Genomic DNA, 25,545 nt, shown 5'->3' on the forward strand with positions numbered 1-25,545 from the left:
TACTCACGCTTGTGCTGGCGTCTCTTCTGATGGGCGCCTGCAGCTATTTCGCGAGGCCGAACGAACTGACCTTGGCGAACACCAATCGCGAGATCGAGTTCCAGTGGGTGCCAAGCACCTTCGGCGATCGCGTCGAGCCCCATTCGGCCGTCATCGTGCCCGTCGTCATCGAAGGCAGTCCCAAGACCCTCTACATGCAGTTCGACCTGGGCACGCCCTCCACGGTGCTCAAGAAGAACATGGTCGACAGCCTGGCCGCCCGGCTGCCCGGCTTCGCGGTCGTGTCGGAGGGATCGGACGACTATGTCCACGATTTCACCTTCGCCATGGGAGACATCCGCGCCACGGCCGGGCGGGTGAAGATCAGGGAGGTCAATTCGGACGCGGGCATAGCCTGGGACGATCCCGATCAGATCGACGTCATCGGCACCCTGGGCTCCGACTTTCTGGACGGGCGTGTGCTGGCCATCGACTATCCGCGCCGGAGCATCTTCGTCGGCGACGCCGTGCCTCCGGGCCTGGTCCTGCCCGGCCAGATGCGGCCGTTCAGCTTCTCCCAGCGGCGCATCATCCTGGACGATGTGATGATCGACGGCGAAGCCAACAAGATCATGCTGGACACCGGGTCCAGCGCCTTCGCCCTGCTGACCGACCGCGGCGACTGGCTGCGCAAATCGAACGACGGGGCCGGGGCGACCCAGTTCGCCGTCAACTCCTGGGGAAACAGCCTGACCGCCCATGTCGCGCCCACTTCAAGTCAGATTCAGTTCGGCGAGACAGTCCTGCCCCTAGGTTCGGTCGCCTATATCGAGGGGACCAGCGCCATGCAAAATATGATGATGCGGGTCTCCGGCATGGGGGGCATGACAGGCAACAAACTGTTTCTGGACAACGTGCTGGTCCTGGACGCCGTCAATCTGACCTATGCCGTGATCCCGTCCCCCGCTCCGCGATGATCAGACCGGGCGGACCAGCAGAAGCTTCTTCTTGCCGGCGGCCAGCTTAAGAACACCGTCGGTATTGACGTCCGTCGCCTCGATCAGGCGCGCGCCGTCGGCGATCGCCTCGTCATTCAGTCGCAGGCCGCCGCCCTGGGCCAGGCGCCGGGCCTCGCCGTTGGAAGCCGTCAGGCCCGCACGGGTGGCGACGGCGGCCAGCATGGCGCCGAAAACGTCCGACGAGGGCAGTTCAACGGTCGGTAGATCGGCGGACAGCGTGCCCTGTTCGAACGCGCCTTCCGCCGCCGCCCGGGCCGAGGCCGCCGCCTCCGCCCCGTGCAGCATCGTGGTGGCCGCATCGGCCAGCGCCTTCTTGGCGTCGTTGATCGCGGCCCCCTCCAGCGCCTCGAACCCGGCGATCTCGTCCAGGGGGATGTCGGTGAACAGGCGCATGAAGCGGCCGACGTCACTGTCTTCGGCATTGCGCCAGAACTGCCAGTAGTCGTAGGGGCTCAGCTGTTCCGCGTTGAGCCAGATGGCGCCCTGGGCCGTCTTGCCCATCTTGCCGCCGGACGCGGTCGTCAGCAGCGGCGTGGTCAGGCCGAAGGCGGCCTTCTGATCGACACGACGCACCAGATCGACGCCCGAGACGATATTGCCCCACTGGTCCGATCCGCCCATTTGCAGAGTCACGTTCTGGCGGCGGTTGAGCTCCAGGAAGTCCACCGACTGCATCAGCATGTAGTTGAACTCGAGGAAGGTCATCGGCTGCTCGCGCTCGAGGCGCAGCTTGACCGAGTCGAACGCCAGCATCCGGTTGACCGTGAAATGGGTCCCGTAGTCGCGCAGGAATTCGACGTAGCCGTATTTCGACAGCCACTCGTCGTTGTCGATCATGATGGCGTCGGTCGGACCGTCGCCGAAGGTCAGGAATTTCTCGAACACCGTCTTGATGGAGGCGATGTTCGACTGGATCGTCTCGTCGGTCAGCTGCGGGCGCGAGGCGTCCTTGCCGGTCGGGTCGCCGACCTTGGTCGTGCCGCCGCCCATGATGACGACCGGCCTCCCGCCCGCCTGCTGGAGACGGCGCAGCATCATGATCTGGATCAGACTGCCGACGTGCAGGCTGGGCGCCGTGGCGTCGAAGCCGATGTAGCCGGAGACGACGCCGGCCCTGGCCGCCGCGTCCAGCTCCGCCGGATGGGTGATCTGATGGATGTATCCGCGCGCCTGAAGCGTCTGCAGGAAGTCGGACTGGAAGGTCGTGTCGGTCATGGTCGGCTCCGTTAGCAGGGAGGCCGGCGCTCTGTCTCGGGTGTCGCGCCGGCAAAATGCGGCGCAGGGGTTCGCGGCCGCTCGCTAGATCAGCGGGAGGTAATACAGGCCGGGCAGGGCTCGGGTCGCGAACATGAGCCGTTCCTAGCGCCCGGCGTTGACCGGCGTCAACCAGCCGCTATCGGTTCAGGATGATCGTGAACCTGATCCCGCACCCGACCACGCCTGATGGGCCGATCTCCTCCGTAGCCGTGCATCTGGACCGCAAAGGTGGACGCCTGTGGGTCCGGTTCGTGGCCGAAGGCGCGGTGAATGCGGTGCAGTGGCCGGGGCCGACGGACGGCGGCCGGACAGACGAGCTGTGGCGCCACACCTGTTTCGAGGTCTTCCTCATGGCAGGGGAGGGCTATCGCGAGTTCAACCTGTCGCCGTCCGGACGGTGGGCTTCGTATCGGTTCGACGGGTATCGTGAAGGCATGGCCGAAGCGGTCGAGGTCGCGGATGTCGCGCCGCTGGATCTGGCGGAGGACATGCTGGCGCTTGAGGCGGATCTGGATCTGCCGTCACCAGTCGGCCTGTTGGCCCTGTCGGCCGTGATCGAGACCGTCGACGGGGCGAAGAGCTATTGGGCGCTGGCCCATCCGTCCGATAAGCCTGACTTCCACCACCCCGATTCCTTCGTTCTGGACCTGCCATGAAATTCGGCATCGACCGACTGCTCTCCGAGCCTGATCTTCAGGCCGCGCTGAAGGGGCGGCGGGTGGCGCTGGTGGCGCATCCGGCCTCGGTGACGGCGGACCTGACCCATTCGATCGACGCCCTGATCGCGGCCGGAGTGAACATCAGCGCCGCCTTCGGCCCCCAGCACGGGATGAAGGGCGACCTGCAGGACAATATGATGGAGAGCCCGGACGAGACCGATCCGGTCCACGGCTTTCCCGTCTTCAGCCTGTACGGCGAGGTGCGCCGCCCGACCGGCCAGATGATGAGCACCTTCGACGTGGTGCTGATCGACCTCCAGGATCTGGGCTGCCGCATCTACACCTTCATCACGACCCTGCTCTACGTGCTCGAGGCCGCGGCCGAACACGGCAAGGAGGTCTGGGTGCTGGATCGGCCCAACCCCGCCGGTCGGCCGGTCGAGGGCACGACCCTTGTCGCGGGCTGGGAGAGTTTCGTCGGTGCCGGGCCGATGCCGATGCGGCACGGCATGACCCTGGGCGAACTGGGCCACTGGTTCATCGACCACTTCAGGCTGAAGGTCGCCTATCGCGTCATCGAGATGCAGGGCTACGACCCCGAGGCCGGGCCGGGCTTCGGCTGGCCGCTGGGCGAGCGCGCCTGGATCAACCCCAGCCCCAATGCACCGAACCTGTCGATGGCGCGGGCCTATCCCGGCACGGTGATGGTCGAGGGCGCGACCCTGTCAGAAGGCAGGGGCACGACCCGGCCGCTGGAGCTGTTCGGGGCCCCGGACATCGACGCCCGTGCCGTGATCGCGGAGATGAGGGCCTTCGCCCCGGAGTGGATAAAGGGCTGCGTCCTGCGCGACATGTGGTTCGAGCCGACCTTCCACAAACACGTCGGCCAGCTGTGCAGCGGGGTGCAAATCCACGTCGAGGGCCCGCATTACGACCACGCCGCCTTCCGGCCGTGGCGGGTTCAGGCCCTGGGGTTCAAGGCGATCCGACGGCTGTATCCCGACTACGACCTGTGGCGGGACTTCCCGTACGAATATGCGTTCGGGAAGCTGCCGATCGACGTGATCAACGGCGGGCCGGCGTTGCGGGCGTGGGTCGATGACCCGGCCTCGACCGCGGCCGATCTGGACGCGATCGCGGGGCCGGACGAGGCGGCCTGGGTCGCTGAGCGGAAGCCGTTCCTGCTCTACTGAAGGCCATATCCTGGCCATGATCTGAAGCCGTTTTCCTGCAACGGAGGTGCGTCATGATCGCGATGGTAATTGCAGCTTTTCTGGCCTTTCAGGAGCCCGTTTCTCTGAGTCCGGAGGCCCGCGTGCTAATCGCGCCGGTGGCCGAGGCCATCGCCGCTGAGGAAGCGAGGCAGGCCGCCCTTCCGCCCCCGGCCACCGATCGCGAACGGCTTGAGCGGATGGGCGTCCTGGACCAGGTCGGGCGACGGGCGGAGTCCCCCATCGACCTGAGCGTCCTGCCGGAAGCGGAGCAGCAGGCGGCCAATGCGGCCATCTGGACGCAGCTCAGGGCGCTGGACGCGCGTCTGATGGAGGAACTCCTCACCATGGTTCCGCCGGAGGGCTGGTTCCTAAAAAGCGTCTATGGCGACCGGGCGGCTCTGGCCGCCTTCCTGATCGTGCAGCACTCAGACATCGAATACTGGCGTCGATTCGTGCCCGTGCTGGAACCGCTGGTGGCGGCCGGCGAAGTCGACGGGCAATCTTACGGGTTGATGTACGACCGTCTCGCCGACAACGAGGGCAGGCCCCAGCGTTACGGCACGCAGATGACCTGCAAGGCGGGCAAATGGGTCATCGACCGCGAAAATCTCGAGGATCCGGAGAACGCGGATGCCCGACGGGCTGCTATGGGTTTTCCTTGGACGTTGGCTGAATACGAGCAGGTTTTCGCCCGCTATCCCCCGTGCGAGGAATAGTCCTGAGCGAACGAGCGATCTAGGCCGGCTTTTCTTCCAGCCGCTTGTCCAGATAGAGGCCCACGCGGCGGTCGACGGCACCGATATGGTCCTGCCAGAAATGGCTCGCGCCTTCTTCCAGTTCGTAGTCGATGACGATGCCCTTCTGGGTGCGCAGCTTGTTGACGACGCGCTCGACCTCGACCGGCGGGACGATGGTGTCGGCCGTGCCGTGCAGGAACAGGCCCGAGGCCGGGCAGGGGGCCAGGAAGCTGAAATCGTACATGTTCGACGGCGGCGAAACCGAGATGAAGCCGTCCGTCTCGGGGCGGCGCATCAGGAGCTGCATGCCGATATAGGCGCCGAACTGATAGCCGCCGACCCAGGTCTGGGAGGCGGCCGGATTGTTGGACTGCAGCCAGTCCAGGGCGGTGGCCGCGTCCGCCAGTTCGCCGATGCCCGAATCGAACTCGCCCTGGGACTTGCCGACGCCGCGCGAGTTGTAGCGCAGGGTGGCGAAGCCGCGCTTCTGGAACAGCTGGTAGAGGGTGACCGTCACCGGGTTGTTCATATGCCCGCCCGCCTTGGGGTGCGGGTGCAGGATCAGGGCGATGGGCGCGTTGGCGCGCTTGCCGGGGGAGTAGCGGCCTTCGATGCGACCGGAGGCGCCGGGCAGGATGACTTCAGGCATGGGGCTCTGGAATCCGTTCAACTGTCGTTTCGGGCCCGCCGAATACTTGACTACAGGGGTAGGACTTTCTAAGTCCGGTCTGCGTTCGGCCGCCTCGAGAAGCGGCGGGTCATAGCACAAGACCCCTGAAAAGCGCGCGATTTTTGAGGATGGGCGATGCGACTGTCGACCAAGGGACGATACGCCGTGATGGCGATGGCCGATCTGGCCCGCCACGGCCGGGCCGAAGGCGGCGAAGGCCGGGCCGTATCCCTGGCCGAAATCGCCACGCGGCAAGAAATTTCATTGAGTTACCTGGAACAACTATTCGCTCGCCTGAGAAAAAGCGGACTGGTGCGCAGCGTGCGCGGTCCGGGCGGCGGCTATCGTCTGGCCAAGACAGCCGGCGAAACCGTGGTGTCCGAAATCGTCCTGGCCGTCGACGAGCCGATCCGGGCGGTGCGCTGCACGGCCCACGGTACGCCGCGCGGCTGCATGCTGGGCGGCGAGCGCTGCATCACCCACAATCTGTGGGATGACCTCGGCGACGAGATTCATCGCTATCTATCCAGCGTGTCGCTGGAGGACGTGATCCTGAACCGCACGAGCCGTCGGTCCGCGTCGAGCGAAGTCGGGGTAGCGGCATGAGCGGCGTCTATCTGGACTACAACGCCTCGGCCCTCGTTCGCCCGGAAGTCCTCGCCATCATGGCCGAGGCCCTGGCCGACAACGGCAATCCGTCGGCGGTTCATGCGGCCGGTCGGCGGGCGCGGGCGCGGGTCGAGACGGCGCGCGCCAGGGTCGCCGAGCTCGTCGGCGCCGATCCGACGGCCGTCGTTTTCACCTCGGGCGGCACGGAGGCCAATGCCCAGGCCCTGCAGAGCGCGCTGGCGGCCGGGTGCGAACGGCTGATCGTCTGCACCACGGAGCATCCCTGTGTGGTCGAGGCGGCCATCGCGTCGGGCAAGTCGGTCAAGCCGCTGCCGGTCGACGAACGCGGCGTCATCGATCTGGTCAAGCTGGGTCAACTCCTGAACCAGACCGGCGGCCGGGCCGTCGTCGCCATCCACCACGCCAACAACGAGAGCGGCGTGATCCAGCCGATCGCAGAGGCCGCGCGTCTGGTGCGGGCGGCGAAGGGCTGGCTGCATGTCGATGCCATCCAGTCGGCGGGCAAGATCCCGGTCGACATGCGCGCCCTGGGCGCCGACAGCCTGACCCTGTCCGCTCACAAGCTGGGCGGACCGCAGGGCGTGGGTGCCCTGGTGCTGGGCGAAGGTTCGTCCGCGGTTCGCATCCTGCACGGCGCAGGTCAGGAGCGCGGTCTGCGGGCGGGAACGGAGAACGTGCCGGGCATCGCGGGCTTCGGCGTTGCGGCTGACTGCGCCGCGCGGGACCTGCCGCTGGCCGAGACGCACAAGGCCTGGCGCGACGTGGCCGAGGCCGCTGTCGAGGCTGCGGGTGCGACCATCCTCGGCAAGGGCGCGCCGCGTCTGCCCAACACATTGTTCCTGTCGGTCGCCGGCTGGGACAGTCCGCAGCAGCTGATCGTGCTGGATCTGGACGGCGTCATGGTCTCGGCAGGCAGCGCCTGTTCCTCCGGCAAGACCAAGCCCAGCCGCGCCATCGTGGCGATGGGCCGCATGGATCTGGCGACCGGAGGCGTGCGCGTCTCGGGCGGCTGGGGCACCACGCAAGACGATTGGTCACGCTTCGCTGCGGCGTGGACCAAGGCATACGAGACACATCGCGCGCGTCAGTCCGCCCGCGTGAAGGAAACCGCGTAAAATCATGGCCGCCGTTCAGGAAACCATCGACGCCGTCGCCGCACTCGAGAAATACGAGCACGGGTTCACGTCCGACATCGAGACCGAATACGCGCCTCGCGGGCTGAACGCCGACATCGTCCGCTTCATCTCCGAGAAGAAGGGCGAGCCGGAGTGGATGCTGGAATGGCGTCTGGCCGCCTATGAGCGCTGGCTGGCGATGGAGGAGCCGACCTGGTCGTCGGTCAAATACACGCCGGTCGATTACCAGTCGCTGTTCTACTACGCGGCCCCCAAGAAGAAGGACGGGCCGAAGTCGCTGGACGAGGTCGATCCTGAAATCCTCGAAATCTACAAGAAGCTGGGCATCCCGCTGAAGGAGCAGGAGGTGCTGGCCGGTGTCGAGGGCGCGCCGCGCTACGCCGTGGACGCGGTGTTCGACAGCGTCTCGGTGGTCACCACCTTCAAGGCCGAGCTGGCCAAGGTCGGCATCATTTTCATGCCGATTTCCGAGGCCTTGCGCGAACATCCTGAGCTGGTGCGCCAGTATCTGGGATCGGTGGTGCCGGTCTCGGACAACTATTTCGCGGCCCTGAACAGCGCGGTCTTTTCGGACGGATCGTTCGTCTACATCCCGCCGGGCGTGAAATGCCCGATGGAGCTGTCGACCTATTTCCGCATCAATGCGAGCCAGACCGGCCAGTTCGAACGCACCCTGATCATCGCCGACAAGGGCAGTTACTGCTCCTATCTGGAGGGTTGCACGGCCCCGATGCGCGACGAGAACCAGCTGCATGCGGCGGTGGTCGAACTGGTCGCCCTGGACGACGCCGAGATCAAATATTCGACGGTCCAGAACTGGTACCCCGGCGACGCCGAAGGGCGGGGCGGCATCTACAACTTCGTCACCAAACGCGCCGACTGCCGGGGCGACCGGTCGAAGGTCAGCTGGACCCAGGTCGAGACCGGCTCGGCGGTAACCTGGAAATACCCGTCCTGCGTCCTGCGCGGCGAGGAGAGCTCGGGCGAATTCTATTCGATCGCCATCACCAACGGACATCAACAGGCCGACACCGGCACCAAGATGATCCATCTGGGCAAGAATTCGAAGTCGCGGATCATCGCCAAGGCGGTCTCGGCGGGCAAGTCTGACTCGACCTATCGCGGCCTGGTCTCGGTGCATCCGAAGGCGACGGGCGTGCGCAACTTCACCCAGTGCGACAGCCTGCTCATCGGCGGCGACTGCGGGTCGCATACCGTGCCCTATATCGAGGCCCGCAACGGCTCGGCCCAGCTGGAGCACGAGGCGACCACGACACGCCTGTCCGACGACCAGCTCTTCTACGCCCAGCAGCGTGGTCTGTCTCAGGAAGAGGCGGTGGCCCTTCTGGTCAACGGATTCGTCCGCGACGTGATGCAGAAACTGCCGATGGAGTTCGCCGTCGAGGCCCAGAAACTGGTGGCGATCAGCCTTGAAGGCTCGGTCGGATAACAAGAAGAAACAATGCTCAAGATAGAAAACCTCCACGTCTCCGTCGGCGACAAGCCGATCCTCAAGGGGCTGACGCTCGACGTTCCCGCCGGCGAGGTGCACGCCATCATGGGGCCGAACGGGGCCGGCAAGTCGACGCTCGGCTATGCCCTGTCGGGGCGGCCCGGCTATGAAGCCGTCGAGGGTTCGGTCGAATGGCGGGGCGAGAGCCTGCTCGATCTCGATCCGGCTGCGCGGGCGGCGAAGGGCGTCTTCCTGTCGTTCCAGTATCCGATCGAGATCCCCGGCGTGCCGGCCCTGACCTTCGTGCGCACGGCGCTGAACGCCCAGAAGCGGGCGCGGGGCGAAGAGGAGGTCTCGGCCCCGGCCTTCCTGAAGCTGGTCCGGGCGGCGTCGGCGGCGCTGAAAATGGATTTCGAGATGCTGAAGCGGCCGCTGAACGTCGGCTTCTCCGGCGGCGAGAAGAAGCGGATGGAGATCCTGCAGATGGCCCTGCTGGAGCCGTCGCTGCTGATCCTCGACGAGACGGATTCCGGCCTTGATATCGACGCCCTGCGGATCGTGTCGGAGGGGGTGAATGCCCTGCGCTCGCCCGAGCGGGCCATGCTGGTGATCACCCACTATCAGCGGCTGCTGGACTATATCAAACCCGACCGGGTCCATGTGCTGGCCGCCGGCCGGATCGTGGCCTCGGGCGGGCCGGAACTGGCGCATCAGCTGGAGGCGGAAGGGTATGACAAATACCTGCCGGTGGCGGCTTGATCATCCTTCTCCCCTTGCGGGAGAAGGTGGCCCGCGAAGCGGGTCGGATGAGGGGTCACACCGGCGTCGCCAATGAGGGTTCTGCAAGCCAATCGGACGAGGCCGTGCGACCCCTCATCCGTCAGCCCCCGATCAAGTCGGGGACTGCCACCTTCTCCCGCAAGGGGAGAAGGACATGAGTTTGGTCGATCTGAAGGACCCCTCCACCTTTCCGTCGCGGCGGGTCGAGGCGTGGAAATACACCGACCTGCGCCGCGTCCTGCGCGAGACGCCGCCGCCGTCGCCCGCCGTCGAGATCCTCCCGGGCGGGCCGTTCGAGGCCCTGGGTGGCGAGGAGCTGGCCTTCGCCAATGGCCGGGTGGTCGGGGCCGACGCCTTTGTGGCCTCGGGCGAACAGACGCTGCGGCTGCGGTTCGTGTCCGACGCGACAGGCACCGGACACAGCGCCTCGGTGCGGATCGCAGTACGGCCCGGGGCGCGGCTGACCCTGCTGGAAAGCCATGAAGGCGTGGGCTCAGGATATGTCGCCAACTCCCGGATCGAGCTGGATGTTCCCGCCGGAGCCGAGGTCACGCGGGTCGTTCTGGTCGACGAACCCGCGGACGCGATCTCGATCGCCGTGGCCCATGTGAAGACGGCACCCGGTGCGATCTATCGCCAGACGACGATCACCAGCGGCGCGAAGCTGCAGCGTCATGAAACCCATCTGGCCCATGGCGGTGAGGCGACGGCGGTGACGCTGGACGGCCTCTATGCCCTGTCCGGCGAGCGGCACACCGACCTGACCAGCGTCGTGCGCCACAACGGCCTGAACGGCGTCACCTCTCAACTGACCAAGGGCGTCGTGCGCGACACCGCGCGGGGCGTGTTCCAGGGCAAGATCGTCGTCGAACGCGGCGCCGACGGCACGGACGCCCGCATGGGGCACCATGCCCTGATCCTCGGAGAACGCGCCGAGATCGACGCCAAGCCGGAGCTCGAAATCTACGCCGACGACGTGCAGTGCGCCCACGGCAATACGATCGGCAACCTGGACGAAAGCGCCCTGTTCTACATGCAGTCGCGCGGCATTCCGGCGGACGAGGCGAGGGCGCTTCTGACCCAGGCCTTTCTGTTCGAGGTCGTCGACCGTATCGCGCATGAGGGCGCGAGAGAGGGGGTGAGGTCATGGCTGACGGCTCGACTGTAAATCCTCCCCCCTTGGGGGAGGTGGCACCGAAGCGCAGCGAAGGAGACGGAGGGGGCTTGCCCCAGCCACTGTCTTCGCGGCTGGCCCCCTCCGTCACGGCGCAAGCGCGCCGCGCCACCTCCCCCGATGGGGGAGGATTGTTCGATCCCTACGCCGCCCGCGCCCAGTTCCCGATCCTGTCGCGGACGGTGAACGGCAAGCCGCTGGTCTATCTCGACTCGGCCGCCTCGGCGCAAAAGCCGCGCGCGGTGATCGACGCCCTGACGGCGGCGATGGAGGGGAGCTATTCCAACGTCCACCGCGGTCTGCACACCCTGGCCAACGAGACGACGGAAGCCTTCGAACAGGCGCGCGAAACGGTAGCCCGTTTCCTCAACGCCGAGAGCCCCGACCAGATCGTCTGGACCAAGGGCGGGACCGAGGCCTTCAATCTGGTTGCAGCGGGTCTGGGGCAGAGCCTCAAGCCCGGCGACGAGATCGTCACCACACAGATGGAGCACCACGCCAATATCGTGCCGTGGTCGATGCTGAGGGACCGTCTGGGCGTCGTTCTGAAATGGGCGCCGGTGCTGGACGACGGTTCGCTGGACATGGCCGGGCTGGCCTGCCTGATCGGGCCGCGCACCAGGCTGGTCGCCGTGACCCATATGTCCAACGTGCTGGGCACGGTGAACGATGTGAAGGCCGTCGCCGACCTGGCCCATGCGGCGGGCGCGCTCGTGCTCGTCGACGGTTGTCAGGGGGCGGTGCATTGCAGCCCGGATGTCCAGGCGCTGGACTGCGACTTCTACGTCTTCACCGGCCACAAATTGTACGGCCCGACCGGCATCGGCGGTCTCTACGGAAAGCGCGCGGCTCTGGAGGCCCTGCCGCCTTATCAGGGCGGGGGCGAGATGATCGCCACCGTGACCGAGGACGCGGTCACCTATGCCTCCATTCCGCACCGGTTCGAGGCGGGGACGCCGCCGATCCTTGAGGTCATCGGGCTGGGCGCGGCGCTGGAGTGGTTCATGGCCTTCGACCGCACGGCGATCGCGGTTCATGAGAGGGCGCTTTACGATCACGTCGTCGCCCGGCTGTCCGGTCTGAACTGGCTGCGGATCATCGGCGAGGCCCCCGGCAAGGGCGCGATCCTGACCTTCACGGTCGAGGGGGCCCACGCCCATGACGTGGCGCAGATTCTGGACCGGTACGGCGTCGCCGTCCGGGCCGGGCTTCACTGCGCCGAGCCTCTGTCGAAGCGATTTGGCGTCACCTCGAGCGCCCGGGCCAGCTTCGCCCTATATAACACCACCGAGGATGCAGATGCCTTCGTGGACGCGCTGATCAAGGCGCGGGAGTTCTTTGTGTGAGCGAAATGGACGGAAAAATCAGCAGCAGCGGGACCTTCGCCGAGACCTGGGCGGAACCGCAGACGGCTTCTCTGCCTCAGGCGGAGCTCGACCGGCTGACCGACGAGCTGATCACGGCACTGAAGACCGTGTTCGATCCGGAGATCCCGGTCGACGTCTACGAGCTGGGCCTGATCTACAAGGTCGACCTGTCGGACGACCGCGACGTGTTGATCGACATGACCCTGACGGCACCCGGATGCCCCGTGGCTGGCGAGATGCCCGGCTGGATCGAGGACGCGGTGATGAAGGTCGAGGGCATCAAGTCGGCGCGGGCCAATCTGGTGTTCGACCCGCCGTGGGATTCGTCGAAGATGAGCGACGAGGCGAAACTCGCCTTGAACATGTTCTGAGGACGCGATGACAGACTTTGAAACATCGTCATCCTCCGGCTTGACCGGGGGACGCCCCCGCCGCCCACGCCCCAGGGTAGTGACACTGACCGACGCGGCCGCAGAGCGCGTGCGCGAGATCATGGCCAACGCCGAAAAGACCTACGTTGGCCTGCGTGTGGGCGTGAAGAACGGCGGCTGCGCCGGGCAGGAATACACCTTCGCCTATGCCGAAGAGATTGGTGCGATGGACGAGGTGGTCGAGGACAAGGGTGTCACCATCCTGATCGAGCCCAAGGCGATCCTGTTCCTGATCGGGTCGGAGATCGACTACGAGGCGACGAAACTGGCGTCCAAATTCGTGTTCCGCAATCCGAACCAGACCGACGCCTGCGGCTGTGGCGAGAGCGTCACCATCATCCCGGCCGCGGCTCTAGAGACCGACTGACATGATCCGGCTCGAGGGTGTCACGAAGCGCTATCGCAGCGCGGCGGGCGAACGCGTGGCTCTGGACGCGGTCGATCTGCATGTGGCCAGGGGGCAGGTGTTCGGAGTGGTCGGCCGCTCCGGGGCCGGCAAGTCGACCCTGATCCGGACCATCAACCGGCTGGAGACCCCGGACGCGGGCAAGGTGTTCGTCAGCGATCAGGAGATCACGGCGATGAAGCCGGCCGAGCTGCGCGCCGCGCGCCGGCGGATCGGCATGATCTTCCAGCATTTCAACCTGCTGAACGCCAGGACCATCGCCGAAAACGTCGCCTTTCCCCTGCAGCTCGAGGGCCGGCCGGCGGCGGAGATCGAGCGACGGACGACGGACCTGCTGGACCAGCTCGGTCTGGCGGAACATGCAAAAAAGCATCCGGCCCAGCTGTCGGGCGGACAGAAGCAGCGCGTCGGCATCGCCCGGGCTCTGGCCTGCGGACCCGACGTCCTCCTGTGCGACGAGGCGACCAGCGCGCTCGACCCGGAGACGACCGACGAAATCCTCGGCCTGCTCGACGGGCTCAACCGCGACCTCGGCCTGACCATCGTCCTGATCACCCACCAGATGGAGGTGGTGCGTCGCGTCTGCGACCGGGTCGCCGTGCTCAAGGACGGGCGGCTGGTGGAGGAGGGGGCGACGGCCGATGTCTTCCTGCATCCGCAGTCGCCGGTGACCCGCGCCATGCTGGCCGAGGGCGAGGGCGGCGAGACCTATGACGCCTCGGTCGTGCCGGCGGGCGGGCGGCTGGCGAAACTGACCTTCCGGGGCGGTTCGACCTACGAGCCGGAACTCAGCCGTGTCGCGCGGACGACCGGCGTCGACTATTCGATCCTGTCGGGCCGGATCAGCCGCATCCGGGGCGAGCCCTACGGTCAGATGGTCGTGGCCTTCACCGGCGGGGATGCCGATGCGGCGGTGGAGCAACTGACCGCGCGCGGCGTCGCGGTGGAGGCGCTGTGATGGAGTTCTTCGTCAATATCGACTGGCCCGAGATCCTCAGGGCGACACGCGACACCCTCCTGATGCTGTTCGGCGCCATGGCGCTGACGGTCGTGTTCGGGATCCCGTTGGGCGTGCTGTTGTATCTGTCCGGCAAGGGGCGGCTGGCGGCCAACCCGGTGCTGAACGGGGTGCTGTCGCTGGTGGTCAACATCCTCCGGTCCGTGCCCTTCATCATCCTGCTGATTGTCATGCTGCCGGTGACTGTGCTGCTGGTCGGGACGTCGCTGGGGGTGGCCGGAGCGATCCCGCCGCTGGTCGTCGGGGCCGCGCCCTTCTATGCGCGCCTGGTCGAGACGGCGCTGCGCGAGGTCGACAAGGGCGTCGTCGAGGCGACCCAGGCCATGGGCGGCTCGACCTTCCAGATCGTCACCCGAGCCCTGCTGCCCGAGGCCATGCCCGGTATCATCGCCGGCGCCACCGTCACGGCGATTGCCCTGGTCAGCTACACGGCAATGGCCGGTGTGGTCGGCGCAGGCGGGCTCGGCGACCTGGCGATCCGCTTCGGCTATCAACGGTTCCAGACCGACGTCATGGTGGTGACCGTAGTTCTGCTGCTGGTGCTCGTACAAATTCTGCAGATGCTCGGCGACCGTCTGGTCGCTAGGGTCTCGCACCGCTGACTTCAGACTGACTGAGAGACTTCCATGCTTCGACGCACCCTGATCCTCGCCGCCGCTTCTCTGGCGCTCGCCGCCTGCGGCCAGGGAACAGAGAAGGCCGCCGACGGGTCTGCGCCGCTGATCGTGGGCGCGACGGCCGTCCCGCACGCCGAGATCCTGGAGTTCATCAAGCCGACCCTGGCGGCCGAGGGCTTCCCGATCGAGATCAAGGTCTTCAACGACTATGTTCAGCCGAACACCCAGCTGGCCGAGCGCCGCATCGACGCCAACTATTTCCAGACCAAACCCTATCTGGATGAGTTCAACGCCGCCCGGAACGCCGATCTGATCACGGTCGCCGGCGTCCACGTCGAGCCTCTGGGCGCCTATTCGCGCAGGTTCAGGACGCTGGCCGAGCTGCCGAACGGGGCTGATGTGGCGGTCCCCAATGATGCGTCTTCGATCGGGCGCGCCCTGATCCTCTTGCAGACGGCGGGGTTGATCCGCCTGAAGGATCCGACCAACCCGCTTCAGAGCGTGCGGGACATCGCCGAAAACCCAAGGGCCCTGCGCTTCCGCGAGCTTGAATCGGCGACCCTGCCGCGCGTTCTGGACCAGGTCGATCTGGCCGTGATCAACACCAACTATGCGCTGGACGCGGGCCTTAAGCCGAAGACCGACGCCCTGGCGCTGGAAGGCGGCGACAGCCCCTATGTGAACTATCTGGTCGCGCGGCCGGACAATCAGAACGACCCGCGCATCCAGGCCCTGGCGCGGGCCCTGCGCAGCCAGGCGGTGAAAGACTTCATTGCGCAGAAGTACGACGGCGCAGTGGTGCCGGCGGCCTGACGCATGGCCTATGATCCCGACTTCGGCGAGTGGGTGCGGGAGCATTTTGCGGCCCTGGGTCCGCTGGAGATCAAGCGGATGTTCGGCGCAGGGGCGGTCTATGCCCATGGCCTGATCTTCGCCCTTCTGGACGACGGGACGGTCTGGCTCAAGGCTGACGAGGTGAACCAGCCTTTGCTTGAGGCGGCCGGGTCGCGCCAGTTCACCTATCCGACCAAGGACGGTGAGACCATGACCATGGCCTACTGGTCGTTGCCCGAGGTCGCGCTCGACGATCCGGACGAAGCCGTCGACTGGGCGCGCCAGTCGATCGATGCGGCGATGCGGAAGGCGGCGGCAAAGAAGCCGCGCAAGGCCAAGCCTAAGCCGTAGCTGTAGCTGTAGCCTTTGCAGCGTGGGTGGCGACAGCCCCTAGGTTAACTACCTGGTCCTCGGCCGGACAATCAGAACGACCCGCGCATCCAGGCCCTGGCGCGGGCCCTGCGCAGCCAGGCGGTCAAGGACTTCATCGCGCAGAAGTACGACGGGGCGGTTGTGCCTGCTGCTTGAGATTGTAGTCGTGTCGGTCTAGCGTCGGTTTTCGATTGGAGCCGGCGATGACTTTCCCGATGCGTCGTGTTGTCCGTGCCGTCGGGATGGCGCTGGTTGCGATGTTGCTCATCGCGCTGTTCCATTTCCTGCGAGGCGAGCCCGCTTCGCCGTTGTGGACCCAGGCTGCCGGGTTTGCAGTTGGAACCCTGTTGGGCGATCTGATCAGTCAGATCTTTGGTCGACGCAGGAAATCGGCAGCTCGTCGGCGCTCCCTGCGTCTTTGGGCTTTCGGGTTCGGCATTGTTGGCTCGGCCTTGTTCGCGGCCATTGGACTCCTCAATGGCGCTGGATGGACGGCTTCCCAATTCACCATCGCGGCGGTGTTCGGTGGGGTCGTCGGGTTGTCCCTCGGCGCGGTCCTGGCTGTGGGTTGGAACACCGCCTATGTGGGCAGATCGCGGTCCGCCTGACGCTTGAGCTAAAGATATCCGTGTATCCCCGCCTTCGCGGGCATGCACGGATCAGGTTGGCATTGCCTGCGCTCTTCGGACTTCATCCGGCGCGAGAACGCGGACATTCGGGATGACCGGCCCGCCCCGGGCCTCGGCGATCAACTCGGCCGTGCGGTCCTCGACCAAGGCTTCGAGCCGGGCGAGGAACGCCTCCTTGCCGAGGCCGGTCGGAATTGGGTCGAGGAACTCCAGCGTCGCCATGCCCGGATGCTTCGCATAGGCCTCCTGCGGCCAGAACAGGCCGAGGTTGGACGCCAGGGGCACGACCGGCATGTCGAAGTCGCGGTACATGTGCCAGACGCCGGAGCGGTATCTGAACTTCTCGCCGACCTTGGCCAGATTGCCCTCCGGATAGATCAGGATCCTGCGGCCCTCGGCATGGGCGGTCGCGCCGCTCTGTTTCAGCGAGTCCCGCGCTTCGCGGCCACCGCAGTTGTTGACGACGATGGCGCCGAGCTTGCGCAGGACGGTCCCCAGGAGCGGAAACTTCTCCAGATGGTCGCCGGTGACGAAGGCGAGGTCGTCGAACTGGTCATAGGTGGCGAAGCCGTCGCCCCAGCTCTGGTGTTTGGAGGCGATGATGAAGGCCCCGGAGGGCAGGCGCTCCCTGCCGCGCACCTCGATCCGGATGCCGGCGAAGATCCGCATGGCCTGGACCATACGCTTCACATAGCGGCGGATGACCCAGGCGGTGGCGTGACGACCGGGCGTCAGGGCAGCGAAGGCGGCGGTCAGCCCATAGCCGATCGACAGGAACCAGTAGGCGATGTTGAACGTCAGACTGCGCATGCCGTCAGCCTAGCAGACTGACTCGATCAGGTTCACCAGATTGGTGTCCGACCTTGACCGGTTTGATCAGGCCGCTTTTTCGAGCTGTTCGCCGTTGGTGACCTTGTTCCGGCCGGTGCGCTTGGAGGCGTACAGGGCCTCGTCGGCGCGGCCGAGCAGTGACGATCCGCTCTCGCCCGGGCGGCGCTGGGCGACGCCGGCGGAGACGGTCACCGCGCCCAGTTCGTCGTTGGTCGAGCGGCGGCGCAGGGCGCGGGTGCCGATTTCCTCGCGCATGGTGTTGAGCGCGGTCTCGACGACGGAGGCGTTCTCCGACGGGAAGATGATGGCGAACTCCTCGCCCCCGTAGCGGGCGGCGACGCGGGGCGCCTTGGAGACCCGGCCTATGACGCTGGCCACGTAGCGCAGGACCTGGTCGCCGGTCTGGTGGCCCCAAGTGTCGTTGAACCGCTTGAAATGGTCGATGTCGAGGACCGCAAGGCTGAGCGTCTGATGCTTTTTCTCGGCCTCGTCGCAGGCGCGTAGCAGTTCCTCGTCGAACGCCTTGCGGTTCGCCAGGTTCGTGAGGGCATCCGTCATGGCGTCGCGGCGCACCTGTTCCAGGTGTTCGCGCAGACGGGCGACTTCCTTCGTGGAGGTCTCCAGACGCTTCTCGAGGGTGGCGTTTTCGGCCTGGATCTGGCTCGTGGCCCTGGTCAGGGTGGAGACGACGCCGAGCAGGGTGCTCGGCTCCGACACGCCTTCCAGATCGGCGGAGGCGCCGGCCAGGGTCTCGCCATAGGAGGCCTGCGACCGCTGGGCCTTGGCGATGGCTTCGGAGACGGTCGACAGTTCGCGGTTCAGGACAGCGCCGGCGTCGCGGATTTCCTCGGAGAGACGGCCGCGGGGCAGGTATTCGGCGGCCAGCATCTCGGCCGTGCCCTCGGTGAAGGCATCGCCGACCGCCAGGAGCCGCATCATTTCCTGACCGAGCGCGCCTTCGGGGTCGCCCAGACAATGGATCCAGAGCTCGAAGTTGAGTGGGGTCGGCCACACGCCGGCACGCTCCATTTCCTCGACCGCCTTGCGGGCGAGGCCGAAGGCTTCAGGCCCCCGGAGCGTGGTCTGGATCTGTGTGGACATTCTGTTTTCCCGACCGGCGTTTTCTAGGTGGCGCTCTACAGGGGGCGATCCTAGTCGAGCGTTCCGTAACACCGGGTTAAGCGGCACCGTGAAACCGGCAAACAGACTTCCAAATCAGCCTTTGCGAGTGGTTGGCCGACGCAGAAACGCGGGAATGTCTCCCCCAAAGCCGGCACCTTCGCGCGCAGGCGGCGCATCGCGTTCGGTGCGGCCGCCGGGACGGCGATCCGCCTGGCGCAGGCGGGGTTCGGCAGCGGCGACGGGCTTGGGGGCCTCTTCCGTCACGACGGGCGTGGCGATTCCGGCGGGCGTGACTTCGGCCTGAACGGCGTCGGCAGGCTTGCTGGAGCGGCGGCTGCGCGTGCGACGGGCGGGCGGCGCGGAGTCGGCTTCGGGCGCAACAGCAGCGACGGGCGCGGGAGCGGCGGCCGCTTCCGCAATCTCGGCCACGGGCTCAGGCGTCGGACGCTCGCCACGCGTGCGGCCCTGGGCGGGACGGCCTTCGGTGCGCTCCGCCGGACGGGCCGCCGACGGGCGACCTTCCGCACGGCGGGCGCCGCCGCCCAGGTTCGACCAGTCGATGTCCAGCACCAGTTCTTCGGGCTGCATCTTGATCAGCTTCATGACCTTATCGAGCGATTTGTCGTCGGCCGGGGTCACGATCATGAAGGCCTGACCCGTCTTGCCCGCGCGCCCGGTGCGGCCGATGCGGTGGACGTAGTCGTCGGCATGGTGAGAGACGTCGTAGTTGAAGACGTGGCTGACGTCAGGGATGTCCAGACCGCGTGCGGCGACGTCGGAGGCCACGAGGATCTTCAGAGCGCCCGAGCGGAAGTCGGCCAGGGTCCTGGTGCGCAGCGACTGATCGAGGTCTCCGTGGATCGGCGCGGCGTCGAAGCCGTGCTGTTTCAGCGACTTGGCGACCACATCGACTTCGGACTTGCGATTGCAGAAGACGATGCCGTTCTTGACGTCGGCCCGCTCCATCAAGGCGCGCAGGGCGGCTCGCTTGGCCTTGGGATCCGACGACGGGATGCGGACCAGATACTGGGTGATGGTCTCGGCCGTCATGGCGGGGCGCGAGGCCTCGATCCGGGTCGGGTCCTTGAGGAAGGCCTGGGTCAGACGGGTGATCTCGGGCGGCATGGTGGCCGAGAAGAACAGGGTCTGGCGCTTGGGTGGCGTCAGTTTGAAGATGCGTTCAATGTCGGGGATGAAGCCCATGTCGAGCATGCGGTCGGCTTCGTCGACGACCATCAACTCTACGCCGTTCAGCATCATCTTGCCGCGTTCGAACAGGTCGAGCAGGCGGCCGGGCGTGGCGATCAGAACGTCGACGCCCTTGTTCAGGGCCGCGACCTGGTCGCCCATGGAGACGCCACCGATCAGCAGCACCCAGCTGAGCTTGGTGCCCTTGGCGTATTTCTCGAAGCTCATCGCGACCTGATCGGCCAGTTCGCGGGTCGGGGCCAGGACCAGGGCGCGGGGCATCCGGGCCCGGGCGCGCCCCTTGGACAGGCGCTCGATGAGGGGGAGGGTGAAGGCGGCGGTCTTGCCGGTGCCGGTCTGGGCGATGCCGAGCACGTCACGGCCGGCGAGGGCCACGGGAATGGCCTGGGCCTGGATCGGGGTGGCGGTCGTGTAGCCGGTGTCGATGACGGCTTGCAGGGTCGTGGGCGAGAGGCCCAGCTGGGAGAATTCGGTCATGCGTCCTTGGGACAATGGCCCGGTCGCCAGGGGCGCCGGGTTGGGACTGTTCGACCGATGCGAGACGGATCGATCGAGGAGGGCCGCGCCATCGGTGGCGAGGCGGAGAATACGCGGAACCACCCTGTCTCTTGGGCGAGCGGGTGGCGCGGTAAGCCAGTCCTGTCCCGAACGTGGGCCGGATATAGAAGCCCCCTCGCCAGAGTCAAGTATTCGCCAGCCACGGCAGCGCTTGGCAATTCGTGAACGAACGTTAATATTAGGCTTGGGGATTGGGATGCCGCGTGAGGTTAGGGCATGAGGAAATGGATCGGCGCGCTGGCGCTGGCGGCGGCCGTGGCGGCCCCGATGGCGGCCTCGGCCGAAATTGACGAGACCTTCGGAAACACCGTGCTGTCCCGTTATCCGGACGGCGGCTGGGTCAAGCACTGGTTCGATCAGGACGGCTCCTATTCGGCTGAATTCTCCGACGGGCGCCGGCTGGCGGCGCGCTGGCGCGTCGAGGGCGAACGGGTCTGCCTGAACGGCATCCGCCCGGCCTTCATGATGATCTCGCGCTTCTGCTCGCCGATGATCCAGGCCGGTGTCGGCGAGAGCTGGGTGTCGCGCGATCCGCTGGGGCGCCGCGTGACCAACGTCCTTCAGCGCGGACGCTAGATATATTGCCCGGGCAATATTGACGCAGAAATAACGCCCGGGTAAATCCCCCTCGAAGCCGTGCCAGAGGCGGTCGGGGAAGACTGACGATGCAACAGGATCTGACGCAGGGCTCAATCACCGGGAAACTGGTGGGGATGGCGGGGTTCATCGGCATCGGCCTGGTCTTCCAGACCCTGTATTTCATCATCGACCTGTATTTCGTCGCGGGCCTCGGGGCGGCGGCGATCGCTGGGGTGGGACTGGCGGGGAACGCCTTCTTCCTCAGCCTCGCCCTGGCGCAGATGGTAGGGGTCGGTGCCCTGTCGTTGATTGCCCGGTCGATCGGGGCGAAAGCGTTCGGGGCGGCCGAAGGTGTCTATCGCCAGGCGATGATCCTGTCGCTCGGGCTTGGCGCGATGACCCTGATCGTCGGTTATCTGGCGGCCGAGCCGGCGCTGTCGTCGATTGCGGCGGACGCAGAGACGACGGCCATGGGCAAGGCCTATCTGTTCGGTTTCCTGCCGGCCCTGGCTCTGGGCTTCCCGACCAATGCCATGGGTTCGGCCTTGCGGGCGGCGGGCGTGGCGCGACCGACCATGTTGCTGCAGTCGGGGACGGTCGTGCTGAACGCCGTCCTGGCCCCGGTGCTGATCGCGGGCTGGGGAACCGGGATGCCGCTGGGCGTGTTCGGCGCCGGGTTGGCCAGTTCGATCGCGGCGGGCGTCGGTTTCCTCGGCATGCTGTTCGTGTTCGGCCGGTCCCAGACCCTGATCGCCCATCCGCTGAAACTCCCGAAGCCGGACTGGAGCGTGTGCCGCCGGATCGTGGGCATCGGCCTGCCGACCGCCGGCGAGTTCCTTCTGATGTTCGTCATCACGGCCGTCGTCTATGGCGTCATCCGCCAGTTCGGCAGCGAGGCCCAGGCGGGCTACGGCGTCGGCGCGCGAGTGATGCAGTCGATCTTCCTGCCGGCCATGGCGGTATCCTTCGCTGTCGCCCCGGTGGCGGGCCAGAACTTCGGTGCCGGCCGGGCGGATCGGGTCAGGCGCACGGTGCGGGATGCGGCGGTGCTGTCGTCGGGGCTGATGCTGGTGCTGACCCTGCTGTGTCAGGTCTGGCCGCACGCGATGATTGCCGCGTTCGCCCATGATCCGGCGGTGATCGATGTCGGGGCGATGTTCCTGAGGATCGCCTCGATCAACTTCCTGGCGACGGGCCTGATCTTCGTGGCATCCGGGACCTTCCAGGCCCTGGGCGACACACGGCCGGCCCTGTGGGGCAGTGTCTCGCGGCTGTTGACGTTCGCGGTCCCGGCGATCTGGCTGTCCAGCCAGCCGTGGACGCGGCTCGAGCATATCTGGTGGTTGTCGGCGACCTCGGTGGCGATCCACTGTCTGGTGGCGCTGTGGTTCCTGCGTCAGCAGCTCAAGCTCAAGCTCGCAGGAATGACGGTGCCGGCTCCCGTCGCCACCTAGACATCCAGATCCGCCTGCGCGAACTGCGCATTGTCCTGGATGAAACGGAAGCGGGCGTCTGCCTTCTTGCCCATCAGCCGTTCGACCAGGTCCTCGATGTCGTCTTCGGACTCGGGGACGGTGACGCGGGCCAGGGTCCGTTTCTTCGGGTCCATGGTGGTCTCCTTGAGCTGTGAGGCCATCATCTCGCCGAGACCCTTGAACCGGCCGATCTCGGTCTTCTTGCCCTTGAACACGGTGGCGATCAGTTCGTCGCGGTGGGCGTCGTCGCGGGCGTATTCGGACAGGGGGCCGGCGCTGATCCGGTAGAGCGGGGGCAGGGCCATGAAGAGCCGACCCTGACGGATCACCTCGGGCATCGAGCGATAGAAGAAGGTGATCAGCAGGGCCGCGATATGGGCCCCGTCGACGTCGGCGTCGGTCATGATGACCACCCGCTCGTAGCGCAGCGCATCGATGTCGAAGCGCGGACCGGGGGTGACGCCGAGCGCGAGGGTCAGGTCCGAGAGCTCGATGTTCTGGCGCAGCTTGTCGGCGGTGGCCGAGGCGACATTCAGGATCTTGCCGCGCAGGGGCAGGATGGCCTGGGTCTGGCGGTCGCGCGCCTGTTTGGCCGAGCCGCCGGCCGAGTCGCCCTCGACGATGAACAGTTCGGTGCCGTTGGCGGACTGGCGCGAGCAGTCCGAGAGCTTGCCGGGCAGGCGCAGCTTGCGGGTGGCCTGGGCGCGCTGGACCTCCTTGTCCTTGCGACGGCGCAGTCGGTCTTCGGCGCGCTCGATGATGAAGCCGAGCAGGGTGTTGGCCTGCCGCGGATTTTCCGTCAGCCAGTGATCCAGCGGGTCGCGCAGCAGGGCCTCGACCAGGCGCTGGCCATCGGCGGACGACAGCCGGTCCTTGGTCTGGCCCTGGAATTCGGGATTGCGGATGAAGACACTGATCATGGCACCGGCGTTGGCGGTGACGTCTTCAGCCGTGATCTGGACCGCGCGCTTCTCGCTGGTCAGTTCGCCATAGGATTTCAGGCCGCGCACCAGGGCGGCGCGGAAGCCGGCCTCATGGGTGCCGCCGTCAGGCGTTGAGACCGTGTTGCAGTAGGACTGGACGAAGCCGTCGGCCTCTCCGAAGCCGATGGGCGACCAGGTTACGGCCCATTCGACGGCACCGGTCTCGCCCTTGCGTTCGACCCGGCCCGAGAAGGCCGGGGTGACGGTCTCCAGCTCGCCGATCCGTTCGGACAGGGCGTCAGCCAGGCCGTTGGGGAAGTGGAAGGTGGCCGTCTCCGGCGTGGCGTCGGTGATCCGCTCGGGCGAGCAGGTCCATTTGATCTCCACGCCGCGGAACAGATAGGCCTTGGATCGGGCCATGCGGAACAGGCGGGCGGGCTTGAAGGTTGCGCCGACGCCGAAGATTTCCGGGTCCGGATGGAAGCGGATCAGGGTGCCCTTCTTCTTCGACGGCTGGAGCTGCTGGATGGGGCCGAGCGGGATGCCGCGCGAGAAGGACTGTTTCCACTCGAAGCCGTCGCGCCAGACGGTGACGTCCAGGACGTCCGACAGGGCGTTGACGACCGAGACGCCGACGCCGTGCAAACCGCCTGAGGTTTCATAGGCTTTGCCGGAGAACTTGCCGCCCGAGTGGAGGACGGTCATGACCACCTCCAGCGCCGACTTGCCCGGATGTTTGGGGTGCGGATCGACCGGGATGCCCCGGCCGTCGTCGCGAACCGACAGGACGCCGTCGGCGTCGAGGTCGACCGTGATCAGCTTCGCATGCTTGGCGACCGCCTCGTCCATCGCATTGTCGAGGACTTCGGCGAACAGATGGTGCAGGGCGCGCTCGTCGGTGCCGCCGATATACATGCCCGGGCGTTTGCGAACGGGCTCAAGCCCCTCCAGCACCTCGATCGAGGAGGCGGAATAGCTGCCGGGAACGTGAGGCTGGACAGGCTGCACCGGGGCTGCGGCTTGCGGCTTCAGGGCCGGTTCAGGCGCTGGCGCAGGTGCGGGTCCCTTGGCCGCCGGCTTCGGCGCCTCGGGCATGTCATCGAACAGGGACGGGACGGTGGACGCGGGCATGGGCGGAGTGTGCGGCGATTCGGGGAGCCGTCTGGTAGGCCCGTGACCGGTCTGTAGCAAGCGGCGCGCGGACCGGATCGGGCTCGAACGCCAGGGCGCGCGCCAGGATGGCCAGCAGCAGGGTCCAGGGCAGGTTGGCGTGGCTGAGCAGCACGCTTTCCGACAGGCTCAGCAGCAGGAAGACCAGCAGGTAGCCGACGGCCCAGTAGCCCTCCCGCGCGCCGGAGCCCGGGATGCGGAAGACGGTGACGACGGTGGCCACGGCGACCGTCAGGCCCACGGTGATGGCACCGGGCCAGCCGAGCTGGATCAGCAGGTCGATCCAGCCATTGTGTGCCGACGGCACCGGCCACTGGGTCTCGGCACGGATGAAGGCGGCGGGGACGGAATCCTTGCCCCAGAAGGCCTGGTAGCCGAAGCCGGTCCACGGCCGTTCAGCGACCTCGCGCATCAGGGCCTCCCAGATGTCGGTCCGTCCGGTCAGGGACGGGTCCTTGCCGAGGGCCTTCAGCACTGTGGCCGGGTCCGTGATGAAGACATAGGCCGCGCCCGCCGTCAGGACGACGCCGAACCACAGGGCGACGATGGAGAAGGCCGCGCCGCCGCGCTTCATGGCCCACAGCCCCCCGACGGCACCGACGCCGAGCATCAGGCAGAGGAGGGAGGTCTTGGACTGGGTGGCGAGTACCAGCACGGTGCAGACCCCGAGTGTGATGGCGGGCAGCAGTCGACGCCGGTCATCCGAGGCCAGACAGGCGGCGGCGGCCACGGCACCGGCCGACATGACCAGTCCCATCTGGTTCTTCTCGTACCAGAGCCCCCGCCACAGGCCGGCGTTCTCCATCTGGTGTACGCCGATGGTCGGGTTGACGAAGACCATGACGAGACTGCCCAGTCCCATGATCAATGAGGCCAGCATCAACATCCGCGGCAGGTGGCGGCCGGTGAAGGCGACGCCGAGGTAGATGGCGAAGGCGCTGGAGATGGCCATGGCGATGACCCGCCTCTGGGTCACGCCCGGATCGATCGACCACCATTTGGAGGCGAAGGCCTGGAGCACCAGCAGGGCCAGGATCAGCCACGCCGGCCAGGCGCGAACCAGAACCGCCGGACGCAGGGCGATCAGGCCGGCGATGATGGCATAGACCGGTAGCCAGACCAGACGCAGGATCGGCGTCTCTTCCTGGCTAGGAGCGAACACCGGACCGATGAAGGCCTGGGTCAGCATCATGATGACGACGATGGCCGCCGCCTGCTCCCACAGGGGCGGACCGGGGTCTGCGAATGAAGAGCTGTCAGGGGCGTTGGCCACGGCGCAACCGTGGCTGTCGTCGC

General features: G+C 66.7%; 26 protein-coding genes and 1 pseudogene. 20 read left to right on the forward strand and 7 right to left on the reverse strand.

Going from position 1 to position 25,545, the window contains the following annotated elements:
* Nucleotides 1-29: 29 nt before the first annotated feature.
* Entirely contained in the window at nucleotides 30-956 is a 927-nt protein-coding gene (locus tag ACW18A_RS06485; RefSeq protein ID WP_492023972.1) for a hypothetical protein, read from the forward strand.
* On the opposite strand, the gene tyrS is transcribed toward ACW18A_RS06485, so the two are convergent.
* The gene (gene tyrS / locus ACW18A_RS06490; RefSeq protein ID WP_492023973.1) at nucleotides 957-2,213 is read right to left on the reverse strand and encodes a tyrosine--tRNA ligase; all 1,257 of its coding nucleotides are present in this window, start codon (nucleotides 2,211-2,213) and stop codon (nucleotides 957-959) included. It lies immediately after the preceding gene.
* Between the two features lie 191 nt (nucleotides 2,214-2,404).
* Between tyrS and ACW18A_RS06495 the strand changes: the two genes are divergently transcribed.
* Genes ACW18A_RS06495 through ACW18A_RS06505 form a run of 3 tightly spaced genes read left to right on the forward strand, consistent with a single transcriptional unit; the run spans nucleotide 2,405 to nucleotide 4,844 of the window.
* A complete protein-coding gene (locus tag ACW18A_RS06495) occupies nucleotides 2,405-2,911 on the forward strand; it encodes a DOMON-like domain-containing protein (protein WP_492023974.1) in 507 nt (168 codons plus the stop codon).
* Nucleotides 2,908-4,107 (forward strand): exo-beta-N-acetylmuramidase NamZ family protein, encoded by a 1,200-nt coding sequence (locus tag ACW18A_RS06500; protein WP_492023975.1) that lies wholly within the window; start codon nucleotides 2,908-2,910, stop codon nucleotides 4,105-4,107. The genes ACW18A_RS06495 and ACW18A_RS06500 overlap by 4 nt, the downstream gene beginning before the upstream one ends.
* Nucleotides 4,108-4,160: 53 nt before the next feature.
* A complete protein-coding gene (locus ACW18A_RS06505; RefSeq protein ID WP_492023976.1) occupies nucleotides 4,161-4,844 on the forward strand; it encodes a DUF6624 domain-containing protein in 684 nt (227 codons plus the stop codon).
* 19 nt (nucleotides 4,845-4,863) lie between these two features.
* Here the strand turns inward: ACW18A_RS06505 and ACW18A_RS06510 are convergent, their stop codons facing one another.
* The gene (locus tag ACW18A_RS06510; protein ID WP_492023977.1) at nucleotides 4,864-5,514 is read right to left on the reverse strand and encodes an alpha/beta hydrolase; all 651 of its coding nucleotides are present in this window, start codon (nucleotides 5,512-5,514) and stop codon (nucleotides 4,864-4,866) included.
* A 156-nt stretch (nucleotides 5,515-5,670) separates the two neighbouring features.
* Between ACW18A_RS06510 and ACW18A_RS06515 the strand changes: the two genes are divergently transcribed.
* The 14 genes and pseudogenes from ACW18A_RS06515 to ACW18A_RS06580 all read left to right on the forward strand — a co-directional run bounded on the left by ACW18A_RS06515 (nucleotide 5,671) and on the right by ACW18A_RS06580 (nucleotide 16,361).
* A complete protein-coding gene (locus ACW18A_RS06515; protein ID WP_492023978.1) occupies nucleotides 5,671-6,141 on the forward strand; it encodes an Rrf2 family transcriptional regulator in 471 nt (156 codons plus the stop codon).
* Nucleotides 6,138-7,280 (forward strand): cysteine desulfurase family protein, encoded by a 1,143-nt coding sequence (locus tag ACW18A_RS06520; protein ID WP_492023979.1) that lies wholly within the window; start codon nucleotides 6,138-6,140, stop codon nucleotides 7,278-7,280. The genes ACW18A_RS06515 and ACW18A_RS06520 overlap by 4 nt, the downstream gene beginning before the upstream one ends.
* Nucleotides 7,281-7,284: 4 nt before the next feature.
* Nucleotides 7,285-8,751, forward strand: coding sequence for a Fe-S cluster assembly protein SufB (gene sufB / locus ACW18A_RS06525; protein ID WP_492023980.1), 1,467 nt, complete (start codon nucleotides 7,285-7,287; stop codon nucleotides 8,749-8,751).
* Between the two features lie 12 nt (nucleotides 8,752-8,763).
* On the forward strand, nucleotides 8,764-9,513 hold the full coding sequence (gene sufC / locus ACW18A_RS06530) for a Fe-S cluster assembly ATPase SufC (RefSeq protein WP_492023981.1): 750 nt from the start codon (nucleotides 8,764-8,766) through the stop codon (nucleotides 9,511-9,513).
* 175 nt (nucleotides 9,514-9,688) lie between these two features.
* On the forward strand, nucleotides 9,689-10,702 hold the full coding sequence (sufD, locus tag ACW18A_RS06535) for a Fe-S cluster assembly protein SufD (RefSeq protein WP_492023982.1): 1,014 nt from the start codon (nucleotides 9,689-9,691) through the stop codon (nucleotides 10,700-10,702).
* Nucleotides 10,703-10,839: 137 nt separating this feature from the next.
* Nucleotides 10,840-12,054: an aminotransferase class V-fold PLP-dependent enzyme gene (locus ACW18A_RS06540; protein ID WP_492024351.1), complete on the forward strand. Its 1,215-nt coding sequence runs from the start codon at nucleotides 10,840-10,842 to the stop codon at nucleotides 12,052-12,054.
* Between the two features lie 5 nt (nucleotides 12,055-12,059).
* On the forward strand, nucleotides 12,060-12,446 hold the full coding sequence (locus tag ACW18A_RS06545; RefSeq protein WP_492023983.1) for an SUF system Fe-S cluster assembly protein: 387 nt from the start codon (nucleotides 12,060-12,062) through the stop codon (nucleotides 12,444-12,446).
* 7 nt (nucleotides 12,447-12,453) lie between these two features.
* Nucleotides 12,454-12,873, forward strand: a complete 420-nt coding sequence (locus ACW18A_RS06550; RefSeq protein WP_492023984.1) for a HesB/IscA family protein — start codon at nucleotides 12,454-12,456, stop codon at nucleotides 12,871-12,873.
* Nucleotide 12,874: 1 nt separating this feature from the next.
* Nucleotides 12,875-13,870, forward strand: coding sequence for a methionine ABC transporter ATP-binding protein (locus ACW18A_RS06555; RefSeq protein ID WP_492023985.1), 996 nt, complete (start codon nucleotides 12,875-12,877; stop codon nucleotides 13,868-13,870).
* Nucleotides 13,870-14,532, forward strand: a complete 663-nt coding sequence (locus tag ACW18A_RS06560) for a methionine ABC transporter permease (RefSeq protein ID WP_492023986.1) — start codon at nucleotides 13,870-13,872, stop codon at nucleotides 14,530-14,532. The genes ACW18A_RS06555 and ACW18A_RS06560 overlap by 1 nt, the downstream gene beginning before the upstream one ends.
* 24 nt (nucleotides 14,533-14,556) lie before the next feature.
* Nucleotides 14,557-15,360: a MetQ/NlpA family ABC transporter substrate-binding protein gene (locus tag ACW18A_RS06565; RefSeq protein ID WP_492023987.1), complete on the forward strand. Its 804-nt coding sequence runs from the start codon at nucleotides 14,557-14,559 to the stop codon at nucleotides 15,358-15,360.
* 3 nt (nucleotides 15,361-15,363) lie between these two features.
* Nucleotides 15,364-15,732 (forward strand): TfoX/Sxy family protein, encoded by a 369-nt coding sequence (locus ACW18A_RS06570; protein ID WP_492023988.1) that lies wholly within the window; start codon nucleotides 15,364-15,366, stop codon nucleotides 15,730-15,732.
* Nucleotides 15,733-15,775: 43 nt separating this feature from the next.
* A pseudogene (locus ACW18A_RS06575) lies at nucleotides 15,776-15,909 on the forward strand (MetQ/NlpA family ABC transporter substrate-binding protein); the annotation flags it as partial.
* Nucleotides 15,910-15,956: 47 nt separating this feature from the next.
* Nucleotides 15,957-16,361 carry a hypothetical protein gene (locus tag ACW18A_RS06580; RefSeq protein WP_492023989.1) on the forward strand — a complete coding sequence of 135 codons (405 nt, stop codon included), beginning with the start codon at nucleotides 15,957-15,959 and terminating at the stop codon, nucleotides 16,359-16,361.
* Nucleotides 16,362-16,412: 51 nt separating this feature from the next.
* On the opposite strand, the gene ACW18A_RS06585 is transcribed toward ACW18A_RS06580, so the two are convergent.
* The 3 genes from ACW18A_RS06585 to ACW18A_RS06595 form a co-directional block, all read right to left on the reverse strand.
* On the reverse strand, nucleotides 16,413-17,192 hold the full coding sequence (locus ACW18A_RS06585) for a lysophospholipid acyltransferase family protein (protein WP_492023990.1): 780 nt from the start codon (nucleotides 17,190-17,192) through the stop codon (nucleotides 16,413-16,415).
* Nucleotides 17,193-17,258: 66 nt separating this feature from the next.
* Nucleotides 17,259-18,314 (reverse strand): GGDEF domain-containing protein, encoded by a 1,056-nt coding sequence (locus ACW18A_RS06590; protein WP_492023991.1) that lies wholly within the window; start codon nucleotides 18,312-18,314, stop codon nucleotides 17,259-17,261.
* A gap of 114 nt (nucleotides 18,315-18,428) precedes the next feature.
* Entirely contained in the window at nucleotides 18,429-20,021 is a 1,593-nt protein-coding gene (locus ACW18A_RS06595; RefSeq protein WP_492023992.1) for a DEAD/DEAH box helicase, read from the reverse strand.
* Nucleotides 20,022-20,318: 297 nt separating this feature from the next.
* Between ACW18A_RS06595 and ACW18A_RS06600 the strand changes: the two genes are divergently transcribed.
* The gene (locus tag ACW18A_RS06600) at nucleotides 20,319-20,678 is read left to right on the forward strand and encodes a hypothetical protein (RefSeq protein WP_492023993.1); all 360 of its coding nucleotides are present in this window, start codon (nucleotides 20,319-20,321) and stop codon (nucleotides 20,676-20,678) included.
* Between the two features lie 89 nt (nucleotides 20,679-20,767).
* Nucleotides 20,768-22,135, forward strand: a complete 1,368-nt coding sequence (locus ACW18A_RS06605; protein WP_492023994.1) for an MATE family efflux transporter — start codon at nucleotides 20,768-20,770, stop codon at nucleotides 22,133-22,135.
* Here ACW18A_RS06605 and parE read toward each other — a convergent pair.
* Nucleotides 22,132-24,210 carry a DNA topoisomerase IV subunit B gene (gene parE, locus ACW18A_RS06610; RefSeq protein ID WP_492023995.1) on the reverse strand — a complete coding sequence of 693 codons (2,079 nt, stop codon included), beginning with the start codon at nucleotides 24,208-24,210 and terminating at the stop codon, nucleotides 22,132-22,134. The genes ACW18A_RS06605 and parE overlap by 4 nt on opposite strands.
* On the reverse strand, nucleotides 24,176-25,522 hold the full coding sequence (locus ACW18A_RS06615) for an O-antigen ligase family protein (protein WP_492023996.1): 1,347 nt from the start codon (nucleotides 25,520-25,522) through the stop codon (nucleotides 24,176-24,178). Before ACW18A_RS06615 ends, parE begins: the two co-directional genes overlap by 35 nt.
* Nucleotides 25,523-25,545 lie beyond the last annotated feature (23 nt).

The sequence above is a fragment of the Brevundimonas sp. AVps5 genome, assembly GCF_058681515.1.

Coding starts and splice junctions, on each gene's coding strand:
- ACW18A_RS06580 (WP_492023989.1), top strand. CDS start 15,957: ATGACTTTCCCGATGCGTCGTGTTGTCCGTGCCGTCGGGATGGCGCTG.
- sufC (WP_492023981.1), top strand. CDS start 8,764: ATGCTCAAGATAGAAAACCTCCACGTCTCCGTCGGCGACAAGCCGATC.
- ACW18A_RS06560 (WP_492023986.1), top strand. CDS start 13,870: ATGGAGTTCTTCGTCAATATCGACTGGCCCGAGATCCTCAGGGCGACA.
- ACW18A_RS06600 (WP_492023993.1), top strand. CDS start 20,319: ATGAGGAAATGGATCGGCGCGCTGGCGCTGGCGGCGGCCGTGGCGGCC.
- ACW18A_RS06485 (WP_492023972.1), top strand. CDS start 30: ATGGGCGCCTGCAGCTATTTCGCGAGGCCGAACGAACTGACCTTGGCG.
- sufB (WP_492023980.1), top strand. CDS start 7,285: ATGGCCGCCGTTCAGGAAACCATCGACGCCGTCGCCGCACTCGAGAAA.
- ACW18A_RS06515 (WP_492023978.1), top strand. CDS start 5,671: ATGCGACTGTCGACCAAGGGACGATACGCCGTGATGGCGATGGCCGAT.
- ACW18A_RS06510 (WP_492023977.1), bottom strand. CDS start 5,514: ATGCCTGAAGTCATCCTGCCCGGCGCCTCCGGTCGCATCGAAGGCCGC.
- ACW18A_RS06605 (WP_492023994.1), top strand. CDS start 20,768: ATGCAACAGGATCTGACGCAGGGCTCAATCACCGGGAAACTGGTGGGG.
- ACW18A_RS06495 (WP_492023974.1), top strand. CDS start 2,405: ATGATCGTGAACCTGATCCCGCACCCGACCACGCCTGATGGGCCGATC.
- ACW18A_RS06565 (WP_492023987.1), top strand. CDS start 14,557: ATGCTTCGACGCACCCTGATCCTCGCCGCCGCTTCTCTGGCGCTCGCC.
- parE (WP_492023995.1), bottom strand. CDS start 24,210: ATGCCCGCGTCCACCGTCCCGTCCCTGTTCGATGACATGCCCGAGGCG.
- ACW18A_RS06585 (WP_492023990.1), bottom strand. CDS start 17,192: ATGCGCAGTCTGACGTTCAACATCGCCTACTGGTTCCTGTCGATCGGC.
- ACW18A_RS06595 (WP_492023992.1), bottom strand. CDS start 20,021: ATGACCGAATTCTCCCAGCTGGGCCTCTCGCCCACGACCCTGCAAGCC.
- ACW18A_RS06555 (WP_492023985.1), top strand. CDS start 12,875: ATGATCCGGCTCGAGGGTGTCACGAAGCGCTATCGCAGCGCGGCGGGC.
- ACW18A_RS06590 (WP_492023991.1), bottom strand. CDS start 18,314: ATGTCCACACAGATCCAGACCACGCTCCGGGGGCCTGAAGCCTTCGGC.
- tyrS (WP_492023973.1), bottom strand. CDS start 2,213: ATGACCGACACGACCTTCCAGTCCGACTTCCTGCAGACGCTTCAGGCG.
- ACW18A_RS06520 (WP_492023979.1), top strand. CDS start 6,138: ATGAGCGGCGTCTATCTGGACTACAACGCCTCGGCCCTCGTTCGCCCG.
- ACW18A_RS06505 (WP_492023976.1), top strand. CDS start 4,161: ATGATCGCGATGGTAATTGCAGCTTTTCTGGCCTTTCAGGAGCCCGTT.
- sufD (WP_492023982.1), top strand. CDS start 9,689: ATGAGTTTGGTCGATCTGAAGGACCCCTCCACCTTTCCGTCGCGGCGG.
- ACW18A_RS06550 (WP_492023984.1), top strand. CDS start 12,454: ATGACAGACTTTGAAACATCGTCATCCTCCGGCTTGACCGGGGGACGC.
- ACW18A_RS06570 (WP_492023988.1), top strand. CDS start 15,364: ATGGCCTATGATCCCGACTTCGGCGAGTGGGTGCGGGAGCATTTTGCG.
- ACW18A_RS06545 (WP_492023983.1), top strand. CDS start 12,060: ATGGACGGAAAAATCAGCAGCAGCGGGACCTTCGCCGAGACCTGGGCG.
- ACW18A_RS06500 (WP_492023975.1), top strand. CDS start 2,908: ATGAAATTCGGCATCGACCGACTGCTCTCCGAGCCTGATCTTCAGGCC.